General features: G+C 31.5%; 16 protein-coding genes. 1 reads left to right on the top strand and 15 read right to left on the bottom strand.

The window, feature by feature from the left end; all coding sequences use genetic code 11:
* Positions 1–23: 23 nt before the first annotated feature.
* From BVF91_RS02285 to surE, 13 genes are all read right to left on the bottom strand, one after another.
* Positions 24–389, bottom strand: coding sequence for a YlbF/YmcA family competence regulator (locus BVF91_RS02285; protein WP_085111915.1), 366 nt, complete (start codon positions 387–389; stop codon positions 24–26).
* Positions 382–1,797, bottom strand: coding sequence for a tRNA (N6-isopentenyl adenosine(37)-C2)-methylthiotransferase MiaB (miaB, locus tag BVF91_RS02280; protein WP_085111914.1), 1,416 nt, complete (start codon positions 1,795–1,797; stop codon positions 382–384). The genes BVF91_RS02285 and miaB overlap by 8 nt, the downstream gene beginning before the upstream one ends.
* A 122-nt stretch (positions 1,798–1,919) precedes the next feature.
* Positions 1,920–2,687 (bottom strand): CheR family methyltransferase, encoded by a 768-nt coding sequence (locus tag BVF91_RS02275; RefSeq protein WP_085111913.1) that lies wholly within the window; start codon positions 2,685–2,687, stop codon positions 1,920–1,922.
* 156 nt (positions 2,688–2,843) lie between these two features.
* Positions 2,844–3,218, bottom strand: coding sequence for an adenosylmethionine decarboxylase (speD, locus tag BVF91_RS02270; RefSeq protein ID WP_013788015.1), 375 nt, complete (start codon positions 3,216–3,218; stop codon positions 2,844–2,846).
* A 97-nt stretch (positions 3,219–3,315) separates the two neighbouring features.
* On the bottom strand, positions 3,316–4,413 hold the full coding sequence (locus BVF91_RS02265) for a 30S ribosomal protein S1 (RefSeq protein ID WP_085111912.1): 1,098 nt from the start codon (positions 4,411–4,413) through the stop codon (positions 3,316–3,318).
* Positions 4,414–4,415: 2 nt separating this feature from the next.
* Positions 4,416–5,267, bottom strand: coding sequence for a 4-hydroxy-3-methylbut-2-enyl diphosphate reductase (locus tag BVF91_RS02260; protein WP_085111911.1), 852 nt, complete (start codon positions 5,265–5,267; stop codon positions 4,416–4,418).
* Between the two features lie 9 nt (positions 5,268–5,276).
* Positions 5,277–5,855: a lysophospholipid acyltransferase family protein gene (locus tag BVF91_RS02255; protein ID WP_085111910.1), complete on the bottom strand. Its 579-nt coding sequence runs from the start codon at positions 5,853–5,855 to the stop codon at positions 5,277–5,279.
* Between the two features lie 12 nt (positions 5,856–5,867).
* Entirely contained in the window at positions 5,868–6,851 is a 984-nt protein-coding gene (gene cmk / locus BVF91_RS02250; protein WP_276204888.1) for a (d)CMP kinase, read from the bottom strand.
* Positions 6,852–6,929: 78 nt separating this feature from the next.
* Positions 6,930–7,394, bottom strand: coding sequence for a hypothetical protein (locus BVF91_RS02245; RefSeq protein WP_085111908.1), 465 nt, complete (start codon positions 7,392–7,394; stop codon positions 6,930–6,932).
* Between the two features lie 70 nt (positions 7,395–7,464).
* Positions 7,465–8,682 carry a BaiN/RdsA family NAD(P)/FAD-dependent oxidoreductase gene (locus BVF91_RS02240; RefSeq protein WP_085111907.1) on the bottom strand — a complete coding sequence of 406 codons (1,218 nt, stop codon included), beginning with the start codon at positions 8,680–8,682 and terminating at the stop codon, positions 7,465–7,467.
* Between the two features lie 3 nt (positions 8,683–8,685).
* Entirely contained in the window at positions 8,686–9,303 is a 618-nt protein-coding gene (locus tag BVF91_RS02235) for a histidine phosphatase family protein (protein WP_085111906.1), read from the bottom strand.
* 49 nt (positions 9,304–9,352) lie between these two features.
* Complete coding sequence (locus BVF91_RS02230) at positions 9,353–10,216, bottom strand: MurR/RpiR family transcriptional regulator (protein ID WP_013788007.1); 864 nt, start codon at positions 10,214–10,216, stop codon at positions 9,353–9,355.
* Positions 10,217–10,350: 134 nt separating this feature from the next.
* Entirely contained in the window at positions 10,351–11,103 is a 753-nt protein-coding gene (gene surE, locus BVF91_RS02225; RefSeq protein WP_085111905.1) for a 5'/3'-nucleotidase SurE, read from the bottom strand.
* A gap of 90 nt (positions 11,104–11,193) precedes the next feature.
* Here surE and BVF91_RS02220 point away from each other — a divergent pair, with 90 nt between their 5' ends.
* A complete protein-coding gene (locus BVF91_RS02220; RefSeq protein ID WP_013788005.1) occupies positions 11,194–11,832 on the top strand; it encodes a hypothetical protein in 639 nt (212 codons plus the stop codon).
* A gap of 35 nt (positions 11,833–11,867) precedes the next feature.
* On the opposite strand, the gene safA is transcribed toward BVF91_RS02220, so the two are convergent.
* Both safA and BVF91_RS02210 read right to left on the bottom strand, forming a co-directional pair.
* Positions 11,868–12,230, bottom strand: coding sequence for a SafA/ExsA family spore coat assembly protein (gene safA, locus BVF91_RS02215; protein WP_013788004.1), 363 nt, complete (start codon positions 12,228–12,230; stop codon positions 11,868–11,870).
* Positions 12,231–12,343: 113 nt separating this feature from the next.
* Positions 12,344–13,738, bottom strand: coding sequence for an oxaloacetate decarboxylase subunit alpha (locus BVF91_RS02210; protein WP_085111904.1), 1,395 nt, complete (start codon positions 13,736–13,738; stop codon positions 12,344–12,346).
* Positions 13,739–13,783: the final 45 nt, after the last annotated feature.

Below are 13,783 nucleotides of genomic sequence, written 5' to 3'. Positions count from 1 at the left end.
CAATTTTATGGATAAGTCAAAACTCAATTTGCACAATGCCTATGACAATTCCCACAAGAATTTTTATCACACTTATGGTCTATACCATTTATATAAAAATTCAATATACTGTTTATCTCAGTCATTAACTCTTTAGAAGCTTTCTGTGCATTTATCAGTCTCTTATAACTATCTAATTCAAATAATTCTTCTTTAAGATAGTTCAACTCGACGCCTTGTTTCCCATTTTTTTCATACTTTTTCAACTTTGAAAGAAGTAATTGTGCTTCTTTATCATTTAAAAATGCAATCTCTGCATCCCTTAATTCGCTGATAACGTCAGAATCCGCCAAACTTTTTCCTAATTCTATTGCTTTTTCAATGATAATATTTTTATTATATTTATTCACTTATTAACTCACCTTGCATAGTCCAAGCCTTTGTTTCAATTATTTTAACATCGACAAATTTACCTATTAAGTTAGGTTCTCCTTTGAAATGGACAATCTTATTTGTCCTCGTTCTCCCAGTAAGCTTATCACTGTCTCGTTTGCTGGTTCCCTCAACTAACACTTCTACAATCTTTCCATTCATCTCATTGTTTTTTTCTATACTTATTGAGTTTTGCAGTTTTATCAGTTCTTCAAGTCTCTTATGCTTAATATCTTCATCTACTTGATCAGGCATCTTTTCTGCTACTGTACCCTTTCGCTTTGAGTAAATAAATGTATACGCAGAATCATATTTGACTTTTTTTACAAGATCTAATGTATCTTGAAAGTCTTCATCTGTTTCTCCCGGAAAGCCTACTATAATATCTGTTGTTATTGCAATATCCGGTATATTATTTCTTAGTTTTTCTATTATTTCTAAATACCTTTCTCTCGTATACTTTCTATTCATTTTCTCAAGAATTCTATTGCTTCCAGACTGTACAGGCAAATGCAAATGCTCGCATACTTTATCCAAATCCCTTATGGCAAAAATTAATTTGTCAGAAATATCTTTTGGATGTGAAGTCATAAACCTGATTCTCTCAATGCCATTTATGTTGTTTATCATACACAAAAGATCGGCAAAATCCACCTTTTGCGATAAATCATTGCCATAAGAATTTACATTTTGGCCAAGCAATGTTATTTCTTTAAATCCATCATCGGCTAAAGACTTTATTTCATCTATTATATCTTTCGGTTCTCTGCTTCTTTCTCTTCCACGCACATACGGCACAATACAATACGTGCAGAAATTATTGCATCCATATATGATATTTACCCATGCCTTTAAACCTTCTGCGCGCCTTATAGGAATATCTTCTACAATATTGCTATTATCATCCCAAATATCTATAACTGTTGTATCGGAATTTAGTGCTTCCTGTAAAAGTTCTGGGAACTTAAACAAATTATGCGTCCCAAAAACCATATCAATATATGGATAATCCTTTCTAATTGCCTCTACAACTTCTTTTTCCTGCATCATACATCCGCAAATGCCTAAAATAATGTTTGGTTTTCTTTGTTTAAGCTCTTTAAGCTGAGATACTCTTCCAAAAATTCTTATTTCCGCATGTTGTCTGACACAGCAAGTATTAAAAAGTATGACATCAGCATCCTCTAAATTATCAGTATGTTGGTATCCCATTTCTGTTAACATGCCGGCTAATTTTTCTGAATCATGGACGTTCATCTGACATCCATATGTTTCTATGTGAAATTTCAAATATTTATCTTTATTTAAAATAGCCATTTGATTTATTATATCTTTTTGTTTTTTTATGTCTTCTTCTGTAACTATAATCTCTTTTCTTTCACTCATCAGATGCATACCTCCGCAAAATAAAATCTATTGTAAATGCTTATATTTGTATTTATCTATAAAGACTTACACTAATTCAAATAATATTATACTATAAGAACAATGCAAAATTAAGCTCGATTTCACTTAGAAATTTTTTTGTAAAAAAAAGTTTTTATTGGAGCAAAATTATATTTGTAAGGAAAAATGATTTGTTCTGTGCTTCCCACAAAGAGGATTCCATTTGAACTCAAGCTAGAATAAAATTTTTTATAAATTTCTTCTTTAGCCTTATCATTAAAATATATTAATACATTTCTACATACAATCAAATCTACGCTATCTGGATATTTATCAAGTAACAAATTGTGCTTTTTAAACACAATATTTTTTCTCAACTCTTCAGAAATAACAAAATTATTTTCATCTAATTTAGTAAAATATTTCATATATTCTTCTGGAATTTTTTCAATACTTTTATTGTTATAAATCCCCTTTTTTGCTTTCTCAAGCACTACATCATCAATATCAGTAGCAATGATGTTGATTTCTCTTAAATCTATAAAATCTGATAGCAACATAGCAAGGCTATATGCTTCTTCACCTGTAGAACAAGCAGCACTCCAAATCTTCATGTTCTTTTTGATAATTTTAGGTAATATTTCGTTTTTTAAAATCATCCATTGTTCTAAATTTCTAAAAAACTCTGTCACATTTATCGTAATATATTTCAAAAACTCTCTGTAAATTTTCGTATCCTTAGTTAGTATCTCATAAAAAACATCGTAATTTTTACAATTGTTATTTGCAATAAACGAATCGACTCTTCTCTTCATTTGTTTTTCTTTATAAAGAGATAAATCTATACCGGTTAAATTAAATATTTTCTGCAAAAACTCGTCATAATTCAAATCAAGTACACCTCCAAGTGTCTAACCATGATAAAAAAAGTGGCTAAACTTAGCCACTCAAATGATGTAAAGGGGGTCTCAATGTATTTTGTGAGGTTCATTAATATTATTAACACATAAATTGTCAAATATACATAAAATAATTTTTTTTGCAAATTACAAATTTACAACTTTGACAGGTTGTTCAAAAACCCCTCTTTTTACTTCAGTAGCAGTCATATTCTTCGCCTTCAACATCTTGGTTAAATAATTACATGCATTCCACGGATTTACATTATCTCCACACGTAAACACATCAACAGCTGCATACCCTAATTCCGGCCAAGTATGAATTGTTATATGTGATTCAGAAATAACAACGACTCCACTAACGCCCTGGGGGCTAAATTTATGGAAAGCAACTTCACGGACTTCGGCACCTGCTTCTATAGCTGCTTTTACCATTATGTCTTCTATTAATTCACAATCATCAAGAACATTTTCATCGCAACCATAAATCTCTGCCAGTATGTGGCGACCCAAAGCATTCATTCTTTTATCTTGCCTCCTCGCATTTTAAAAGTATAGATATTCAATAAGATAAATTTTATCAGATTTTTGTCTTTTGTCAAGGTATTTTACATAACACCTATGAATAATTATTTATGTTTTGTATTCTATCCTTTATTGTTACATTTAATTCTTCTCTTTCTAAGTCATAAGATTCACTGTTTTTTTCAACTTCCTTCAAGCTTAACTTTTTCTTTTCTGAGTCAAAGCTAATTATTTCGACTGTAATTTCGTCCCCTATTTTATACTCTTTGACATTTTTTATTAAATCATTTTTGTGCGCTAACCCCTCTAACCCTTCGGAAATCTCTACAAAAGCACCAAATGTAGTCACATTTGTTATAATACCCAATATAATATCTCCAACTTTAAACTTCTCATTAATATTCACCCACGGATCTGGAAAAAGCTTTTTCAAATTTAGCGTTATTTTTTCTTGATCTATTTTATCAACATAAACATCTACTCTATCGCCAATATGCAATACATCATTTATATTCACATTTTTACTCCAAGAAATTTCTCTTAATGGAATCAAACCATCAATACCACCTAAATCAACAAAGACACCAAATTTTGCAATTGATCTTACTACGCCGTTGATAACTTGCCCTTCTCGTATGTTCTTTAGCAAAGTTTCTTTCTTTTTGCTTTTTTCTTCTTCTAAAACGATTCTCCTTGATGCAACTAATTTTTTGCTTGGAATATAATCAATGATTTTTACTTCAATTTTTTCTCCTAAATATGAGTTTAAATCATCCACATAATGCATATCAAGTTGTGATGCTGGTATAAATGCTTTAACTCCTAATACTTCGGCAACAACACCCCCTTTTACTACTTCAATTATTTTTCCATTTAATATATCTCCATTTTTAAATGATGTATTTAATCTTTCTTCAGCTAATTCGGTGTCTGCTTTTACCTTTGAAGCTAAAACATCACCATTTTCATCTTCTCTTTTTATTATATATAGATTGATTTCATCTCCTACATTAAAATCATCGCTTATTCTTATGTTTGGATTAAGTGACAATTGCGATTTAGGAACAAATGCATCAGATTTATATCCGATATCCGCTATAATTCCATCGTTAAGTATTTTAATGATTTTACCTTTTACTATATCACCGGCATGGATCTCATTAAAAGTGTATTCATTCATAAAATCATCCATTTTTATTCTTCCTTTCTTCCACTTGTAATCTTATCAATGACTTCCTGTATTAAATAATCTGGAGTAGATGCACCAGCAGTAATGCCGACTGTTTTAACGTCTTTTAGAGTAATCAAATCAATTTCATCAGCACTCTCAACTTGTACAGTTTTATCACAATTCTTTTCACATATTTTTTTTAATTTTTGCGTATTAGAGCTATTCTTTCCACCTATGACGATCATCATATCTACTTCTTTAGATATTTTTTCAGCAGATGATTGCCTTTTATTGGTAGCGTCGCATATTGTATTATATGATATTAATTCTTTGACTTTAAGATGCAACAAAGCCAAGATATCTTCCCACATTTTTTGTGTTATAGTTGTCTGCGCAACAACACAGGCTTTATCTAAAAAAGGCAATGAATTTACATCATCAGTTGATTGGATAACATAAGCTGAATTATTACACCATCCATTTACACCTATAACTTCCGGATGATTTCTATCCCCTATTATAACAATAGAATATCCTTTCTTATAGTATCCATTGACTATTTTTTGGACTCTTTTTACAAAAGGACAAGTCATATCGATTATTTCTACTTTTTTCTTTTTCAATTCATCATAAATTTTTTCAGGTATACCATGTGTCCTAATAAGTATCTTGCTATTTTCATCTAATTCATCGATGTGTTCTATAGTCTTAATTCCTTTGTCTTCAAGGTCTTTTACAACTTGCGGGTTATGAATAAGCTCTCCATATGAATAGGTCTTAGAATCATCACTATTATTCACTTGATCATAGGCCATCTTGACTGCCCTTTTTACCCCAAAACAAAATCCCGCGTTGTCAGCTATCAATATTTTCATTGTTTCCTCCTAAATTAACTTTGAAATTTCCAGCATAATCTTTTCACCAATATTTGCCATATCTTGAGATGTTAAATGTACATTTTGATACTCTTCAAAATAAATAGGTTTACCGATCTTTATTGTCACTTTTGAAAAAAGTTTATAATTTGACTTTATCCCGACCGGTAAGACAGGTGCTTTCCCTTTTACCGATAAAAGCGATACACCAGGCTCGGCTTTTTGCAATTGGCCAGTTTTGCTTCTGGTTCCTTCTGGGAAAATACCAATAGCATGTCCTTTTTTTAAATGATTTAAAGCAATTTTTATAGCGGTTAAATCTGATGTGCCTCTTTTCACCGGAAAAGCGCCTAATCCTTTGCTTAATATGAATCTAAATAAAGGATTTTTGAAAAGCTCGGCCTTTGCCATAAAAAAAATTCTTCTGGTAAAAATGGCGCCAACAATTGGTGGATCTAAAAAGCTTATATGATTAGGGCATATAATCACAGGACCATTAGCAGGAATATTTTCGTAGCCATCTACCTCTATTCTAAAAATTATATTTATAATAAAAAGAACGATGTATTTGGCTATATAATAAAACATGAGATACCCCCTTTACCCATTAGCTATAATATTGTACATTTTGTTTACTACTTCATCAATACTCATGTTTGTAGTGTCAATAACAATAGAATCATCAGCCTTTTTTAATGGTGCAACATCTCTTTCAGTATCATTCTTATCTCTTTTTTGTATATCATTTAATATATCATCATACTTAACAGGTATTTTCTTGCTTGTCAATTCATTGTATCTACGCATTGCCCTAATTTCAGGACTGGCAGTCAAAAAGAATTTAAATTGTGCATCCGGCATTACAACTGTCGCTATATCTCTGCCGTCCATTACGACGCTACCCTTATCTGATAGCCTTTTTTGCAGCTTTACCATTACTTCTCTTACCTCTGGTATCATTGAAATATATGATACTTTTTCAGAAATAGATGGTGTCCTAATTTCGCTTGTAACATCCATACCATCTAACAATACCTTATCGTTTTTCAACTCAATATCAATATTGGAAGCCAATTCTACTATTTTATTTTTATCTTCTATGTTGATATTTTCAATTACCGCTTTATACGTCAAAGCTCTATACATAGCCCCTGTATCGATGTAAGTAAAGTTTAGTTTTTTTGCCAGTTCCTTAGCAACTGTACTTTTTCCTGCACCAGCCGGGCCGTCAATTGCAACCTTAATATTTAATAAGTCCAATCGCAACAATTTAGCATTTTTCATGTATATGTGCTTAACTTCTTTATCATCTTCACAATTAATAAATACTACGACTCTGATACATTTCTCAAGACTTTTCTTTACGTTCATTTCTTGAAAACACATCATTGGAATATTCGAAATTCCATTATGTCTTAATGCTTCTGCAGGATAAGCTGCATCAATGTCCTTTGTAGCAGTAAAAAATATAGATATAACATCACTGCTTTTTATTTTATTGATGCGGAAAATTTCGTCAATTAAAGAAATTGTGTCATGAAAAATTGCTTCTTTAGTATTTTCAGTTGTTATTGCTCCTCTAATGGCTTTTATAAGACATCAATCTCCTTTCCGTTTTTCTTTCTTTATAAATTATATAGTAAAAATCGTGTTATAACAATATCATCTCAATCTCACTCTGCCAATGACTTCTATATCGCCGTTGACTTTTATGACTGCTGTCTTCTGTGGTTCTATTACATTGTCGCTTGAATCAATTACTTTAACATATAATGCTTGATTGTAGTTTGTCCCATCCATTTCAATGAGATCGCCTTGTTTTATGTTGATTTTTAATTTTTTCTCCTTAAAGCTGTACTTTGGATCTCCATTTATCAATATAAAAGCCTTTGGTGCCTTATCCAAATTAATTAATTCCAATTCCAATGTTCCATCATTTGATAGATATGTGTTTATGTTTATACCTTCTATCTTTTCTGTAGAATTTAAAAAAACCCTAATGTTATCATTTAACATTAATACTTGGGTCACTACCATAGTTAAAAAGCCCAATATGACAAAAAAGGCTATCATATTGTCAAAGCTCAAATAATATACGCGCGCTGATTTTTTGACTCTTTTTCCCATAATAATCCTCCTTATGCATTCTTATATATTTTATGCAAAATATATAAGAAAATGCAAAGAAGGTTTATTTTCAGGAATTTATTCCTGCTAAATAACCAGTAGAAAAAGAAATTTGTAGGTTGAAACCGCCAGTCAATGCATCTACATCAATTATTTCACCGGCAAAAAAAAGTCCTTTAATAAGCCGCGATTCCATCGTCTTAGGATTTATTTCTTTAGTGCTTACTCCTCCAGAAGTAATTATGGCCTCATTTATAGATCGCTTAGATTTTATGCGAAATGCGAGATCCTTTATAACATTTACTAAAGCACCTCGTTCCGCTTTTGATAATTCTGAAACTCTTTTATCAGGATTTAAAGAGCTTACCCTTATCACATAAGGTATCAATGAACGTGGAAGCAAATCATTCAAAGAATTCTTCAACTCTTTTTTAGAATATTTTTTAAAATCTCTTTGAAGCCTTTCATCCAGCTTCTCATGATTTAAAGCAGGCTTTAAATCAATTTTTATTACAACATCTCCATCTTCAACAGTTTTAAAAAAGCTGCTTAGTGTCAATATTACAGGACCTGATAATCCAAAATGTGTAAACAGCATTTCACCAAATTCTTCTCTAACTAATTTGCCATTTATACACAATTTAGCATTAATATTTTTAAGTGTTAATCCCATCATTTCACTGACATCTTCGAAGGTTACAAGAGGGACTAATGCTGGATGTGGCTCTACTATTTTGTGGCCCAATTTTTTTGCCATATCATACCCATCTCCAGTTGAGCCTGTAGAAGGATAAGATTTTCCGCCAGATGCCAGTATTAAACTGTCGCAAAATTCTTTTTTGCCATTAACAATTATTCCTTTGACACATTTACCATCAATCAGTATATCAGTAACTTTGCTATTGAATCTAATTTCAATATGATTTTCTTTAATGAGCCTTAAAAGGACATCCAGTACATCAATTGCTTTATCTGAAACGGGAAATACTCTTCCTCCTCTTTCAACTTTAGTCATTAAACCATTCTTGTTAAAAAAATCAATTAAATCAGCATTAGAAAAGCCATTTAAAGCACTATAAAGGAATTTGCCATTTGTTGGCGTATTTTCAATAATTTCTTTTATTGAAGCTGAATTTGTTATATTACATCTGCCTTTTCCTGTTATCATGAGTTTCTTCCCTGGTCTATCATTTTTTTCAAAAATTACAACTTCATTGCCTTTTAGAGAACTCATTATGGCAGCCATCATTCCTGAAGGGCCACAGCCAATTACAAAGACTTTTTTCAATTATTATCGCTCCCTTAAATGACATGTATCGTTCAGCAGAACTAAAACGCAATTTCCATCATCTTTTACATCTATTATATTTAATGCTGTATTGTCTTGTCTTATTTTAGGATAAAAACTTAAATCCAAATTTAGCATACCTAAAATTAAAGCTTTGATTGTTGTTCCATGTGACACGATTAGTATATTTTTATTTTTATATTGTTCTATGATTTTATTCGTGGCATTCAATATCCTATCTTGCACAGCTTTTAACGTCTCAGCGCCTTCAATTTTAGCTTCTGGCGGATTAGTTTTCCACGTATGATACAATTCCTTATATGATTTTTCTATCTCATCTACCGTAAGCCCTTCCCAAACACCGAACGATATCTCTCTAAGCTCTGGCAATTTTATAACATCTAAGTTAAAGTTTTTTGCAATAAAAGTTGCTGTTTTATATGCTCTGTCTAAATCACTGGAAAAAATCACATCTATTATTTCATTTTTTAATCTTTGAGACAACAAGTAAGCTTGCTTCATTCCTTCATCAGAAAGTTGAGTATCACTTGCACCTTGAATTTTTTTTTGCCTATTCCATAACGTTTCACCATGCCGTACGATAAACAATCTAGTAGACATCAATAAACCTCCTGCAAATCAATTAAGGCCTTATTAGACTCTTATAGAATTAAATATTCTTCGACAAATATATTCCGTATTCATTCCAAATATTTTCTAATTTTTCAAATGTATCTGTTATCTTATCTTTCTCTCTAATACCGACAGAAACGATCAGTGCATTTATAAGACTCAATGGGGCAACTAATGAATCAACAAATGATGCCATATTACTCTTGGCCAAAAGTATTTCATCGGCAATTTCAGTAAGCGGTGATATAAGACTGTCTGTAATGGCAACTATTTTTGCATTTTGAGATTTAGCATATTTCATAACTTCCAATGTCCTTTTTGAATACCTTGGAAATCCTATACCAATTACTAAGTCCTCTGAATTTACTCTAAGCATTTGTTCAAAAACATCAGATATGCCGGGTTTTACTAATATTACATTCTCAAGTATCAAATTCAGATAAAAACCTAAATACTCGGCAATGGCAGTAGAACTTCTAAAACCGATTATGTATATTCTCTTTGCCTTAAAGATATTATCAACCACTTCCTTGAATGAATTTTTATCTATTTCTTCTTTTGTGGCTTTGATATTTTCTATATCAGATTTTAACACATTGTTCAAAATAGAAACTTCATCTGTTTCATCTGTCATTTCAAGCCTTTGAACAGTAGTAAGTTTGTTTTTTATTAATTCTTGTAAAGCACTTTGAAGCTCAGGATAGCCATCATAACCTAAAGTATTTGCAAATCTAACTACAGTAGATTCACTTATATTTATGCTATTGCCCAATTTTGCTGCAGTCATAAAGGCAGCTTTATCATAATGGTTTATTATATATTCTGCTATAATTTTTTGGCTTTTGCTTAACTGTGCATAATTATCTTGAATCCTTTTAATTATATCAGCATTTTTATCCATAGTTTATACCCTTTCTATGTTTGATTTTAAATTAGTACCACATATAAAGTATTCTATACGTAAACAAAAAATCCTGCAATCGATGAATAAAAAATGCCAATAAATTTAATGATAAATTTCTTGCTTCAAAAAATTCAGATAGACATATCCCAATTTTTTAAATTACCAATGAAGCTATACATAGTTAAGTCGAGTTGTATTGGAGTTATAGAGATAAAACCGTTTTTAACAGCGATTATATCACTATCTTCGTCATTGGCATTTTCTAAAACTTTTCCTGCCAGCCAATAATAATCCATACCTCGTGGATCGATTCTTTTTGTAAAATTCTCAGTATAATTTCGATGACCTAATTTTGTAATTTTTATACCCTTAAATTCACCACTTACATTCGGTATGTTTACATTTAATAAACAGTTCTTTGGCAAACCGTTTTGTACAACATTATCTATAAGTTTTTTTATATAAAGCATCGCTTTGTCTGATAATTTTGTCCCGGCTTCCAGCGATATGGCAATCGAAGGATAACCATTAATTGCGCCTTCCATTGCAGCCGAAACTGTCCCAGAATACAAAACATCTGTACCCAAATTGAAACCATTATTAATACCAGAAATTATAATATCTGGCTTTTTGTCCATAACCACATCTATTCCCAGTTTCACACAGTCTGACGGAGTTCCATTTGCATAAAAAATTTTAAGGTTATCATCATCTTTAATTTTATTAATCCTCAAAGGTTTATGCATTGTTATGGCATGTCCCACAGCACTTCTTTCTCTATCAGGTGCAACGACAACAACATTATAATAATCTTTTAAAAAAACAGCCAATTGGTTTATACCATCAGAAAAAACGCCATCATCGTTTGTCAGCAAAACATTCATACGCATCCTCCTACTATATTATTACATTCATGTACTGAATAATTAATATGATTTTAATATAAAATTAATATATAAGCAAGGAGTGATAATGTGATACAGATTGATGACGCTGGAAGTGGAAGCTTAATCGGTGGGACATGTATTGGTGTTATGAGAGTCGAAACTAATGAATACCATTATGATATAATACCTCTTACATACTATACGGAGGATAACTTTAGCAAAAAATTGTATTTGCATAAAGCCGCTGAAATTTCAATCGGTTTTTTAGACCAAATGAAAGTAGACAAAAATGAGGAAATACATGTCTGCAGAGGTTATATGTTTGACTATTTGAGAGAATATCTAAAAACTAATGGTTATAATTACAAAAGCACAAAAATATTGAATCCACTTCAGGATCGAATAGAGAATACTTTTGAAAACTATGCATTATCTCTTGGTCTTTCAAAGAGATTTCTCAGTTATACAAAATATCCTTTTCATTTTCACAGATTATTAAAGTGGGTTTATGCTGACTATGATAATAGGCGTAAATTGTGTAAAACTGGCTGGAAAAGCTTTATAAAGTATGGATCATTACGGTTTGACGAATCATACTCAGAAATAACTAAAAATAAAAATATTTTTTGCCTTAAATGTGGTGAAAAAATTGATAATGGTCCAGTAAAGATAATCAAATTTAAAAGCAATTTTTTAAACGTTATTTATGTACATGTAAAATGTTGAGATACCATACTTTGGTACCTCAACATTTTTATATTTTACCAGCAGTGATGTGGTATACAAATTTGTTGACCTGGATATATTAAGTTTGGATTTGGTATCTGTGGATTAGCTCTTATTAAACAGTCTAATGGAATACCATACATATTAGCTATAGTCCACATTGAATCTCCAGGCCTTACTATATACATTTCTCTGCAATGTCTCTCTGGCGGGCAATATGCTGGTATACAAATTTGTTGTCCCGGATATATTAAATTTGGATTCGGTATCTGTGGATTAGCTCTTATTAAGCAGTCTAATGGTATGCCAAACATATTCGCTATGGTCCACATTGAATCTCCAGGCCTTACTGTATATGTCGTTCTACAATGTCCAGGGTAATATTGTGGATCAGACATTGTTAAAACCCCCTTTCATTTTTCTATTACATGTTATGTTTATTTTTAAATTGTGTTACACAACTATTTTTAAGATAAAAAAACTATAGGTTTTATACCTATAGTTTTTTTGTTTATATTGGGTGAACCCTCTCTTCGATATTCAATAATGTTGAATCAATTTTGTATTTTTTAGCTTGCCTATACTCAAAAAACCTTCTTGCTACTTGAGGAAATAATGCATATGATAAAACATCTTCATCTTGCTCTATAAATTCCTTTATCTCATTTTTAAATTCATCCAATTGAGGACTTAGTAAATCTGCTGGCCTATTTGAGATTATTTCTTCATCGCCAATTATTTTCTCTCGTATAGAATCTGAAATTGGAGCTGGTGGCATCCCGTATAAACCTTTGACATAATCTTTAATTTCTTTAGGAACTATTTTATATCTTTCTCCTGTAATAACATTTAAAACAGCCTGAGTTCCAACCATTTGACTCATTGGAGTAACAAGAGGAGGGTATCCTAAATCTTCTCGTACCCTTGGAACTTCTTTCAAGACATCCTGATATTTGTTTAATGCATTCTGCTGCTTTAGCTGTGAAACCAAATTCGATAACATTCCCCCTGGTATTTGGCTCTCTAATGCTTTAACATCAACAAACATAAGCAAAGACATATCGCTGTCATTTTTGTGATTTTGCTTAACCACATTAAAATACTGAGCTATCTCAGCAAGCAATTTTAAATCTAACCCTGTATCATATTCTGTATCTTTCAATGCAGCCACAATTGATTCTGTAGCTGGCTGTGATGTTCCTAAAGCAAGAGAAGAAATGGCTGTATCAACTCCGTCTACACCAGCTTCTATGGCTTTTAAATAAGTCATTGAAGCCAGTCCTGCTGTATAATGGCTATGCAGTTGAATCGGCGTGTAAAGTGCTCTTTTTAGAGATTTAATCAGATCGTATGCAGCATAAGGTGATAATATTCCAGACATATCCTTAATACATATGGAATCCACACCCATATCTTGAAGAGACTTTGCCACTTTCAAATAATGATCTGTATTATGTACAGGACTAACTGTATATACAATAGCTGCCTGCACATGAGCACCTGCGCTTTTTGCAGATTTTATTGGCACTTCTAAATTTCTCACATCATTTAATGCATCAAAAACTCTTATTATATCTATACCATTTTCAACAGATTTTATTATAAATTCATTTACAACATCATCAGGATAGTGTTTATATCCAAGTAAATTTTGACCTCTTAACAACATTTGAAGAGGCGTCTTCTTAATCGCCTTCTTTAAAAGTCTTAATCTTTCCCATGGGTCTTCGTTCAAAAATCTCATACATGCATCAAATGTAGCACCGCCCCATGCTTCCAATGAGAAAAAGCCAACTTCATCTAATTTCTCTGCTATAGGAAGCATTTCATCAGTTGTCATCCTAGTTGCCAGCAATGATTGATGTGCATCTCTTAAAACAGTCTCCGTTATTTTTATCTTAGACATTAAAACTCCTCCTTTACTTAATATTATACTCTTGTTAAGTTAATA

This window comes from Thermoanaerobacterium sp. PSU-2, from assembly GCF_002102475.1.
Taxonomy (GTDB): domain Bacteria; phylum Bacillota; class Thermoanaerobacteria; order Thermoanaerobacterales; family Thermoanaerobacteraceae; genus Thermoanaerobacterium.
Note: the sequence above shows the minus strand (reverse complement) of the source record. Positions and strands in the feature narration are given on the sequence as shown.

Coding starts and splice junctions, on each gene's coding strand:
- miaB (WP_085111914.1), bottom strand. CDS start 1,797: ATGAGTGAAAGAAAAGAGATTATAGTTACAGAAGAAGACATAAAAAAA.
- speD (WP_013788015.1), bottom strand. CDS start 3,218: ATGAATGCTTTGGGTCGCCACATACTGGCAGAGATTTATGGTTGCGAT.
- BVF91_RS02265 (WP_085111912.1), bottom strand. CDS start 4,413: ATGGATGATTTTATGAATGAATACACTTTTAATGAGATCCATGCCGGT.
- BVF91_RS02260 (WP_085111911.1), bottom strand. CDS start 5,267: ATGAAAATATTGATAGCTGACAACGCGGGATTTTGTTTTGGGGTAAAA.
- BVF91_RS02255 (WP_085111910.1), bottom strand. CDS start 5,855: ATGTTTTATTATATAGCCAAATACATCGTTCTTTTTATTATAAATATA.
- BVF91_RS02245 (WP_085111908.1), bottom strand. CDS start 7,394: ATGGGAAAAAGAGTCAAAAAATCAGCGCGCGTATATTATTTGAGCTTT.
- BVF91_RS02235 (WP_085111906.1), bottom strand. CDS start 9,303: ATGTCTACTAGATTGTTTATCGTACGGCATGGTGAAACGTTATGGAAT.
- BVF91_RS02230 (WP_013788007.1), bottom strand. CDS start 10,216: ATGGATAAAAATGCTGATATAATTAAAAGGATTCAAGATAATTATGCA.
- surE (WP_085111905.1), bottom strand. CDS start 11,103: ATGAATGTTTTGCTGACAAACGATGATGGCGTTTTTTCTGATGGTATA.
- safA (WP_013788004.1), bottom strand. CDS start 12,230: ATGTCTGATCCACAATATTACCCTGGACATTGTAGAACGACATATACA.
- BVF91_RS02210 (WP_085111904.1), bottom strand. CDS start 13,738: ATGTCTAAGATAAAAATAACGGAGACTGTTTTAAGAGATGCACATCAA.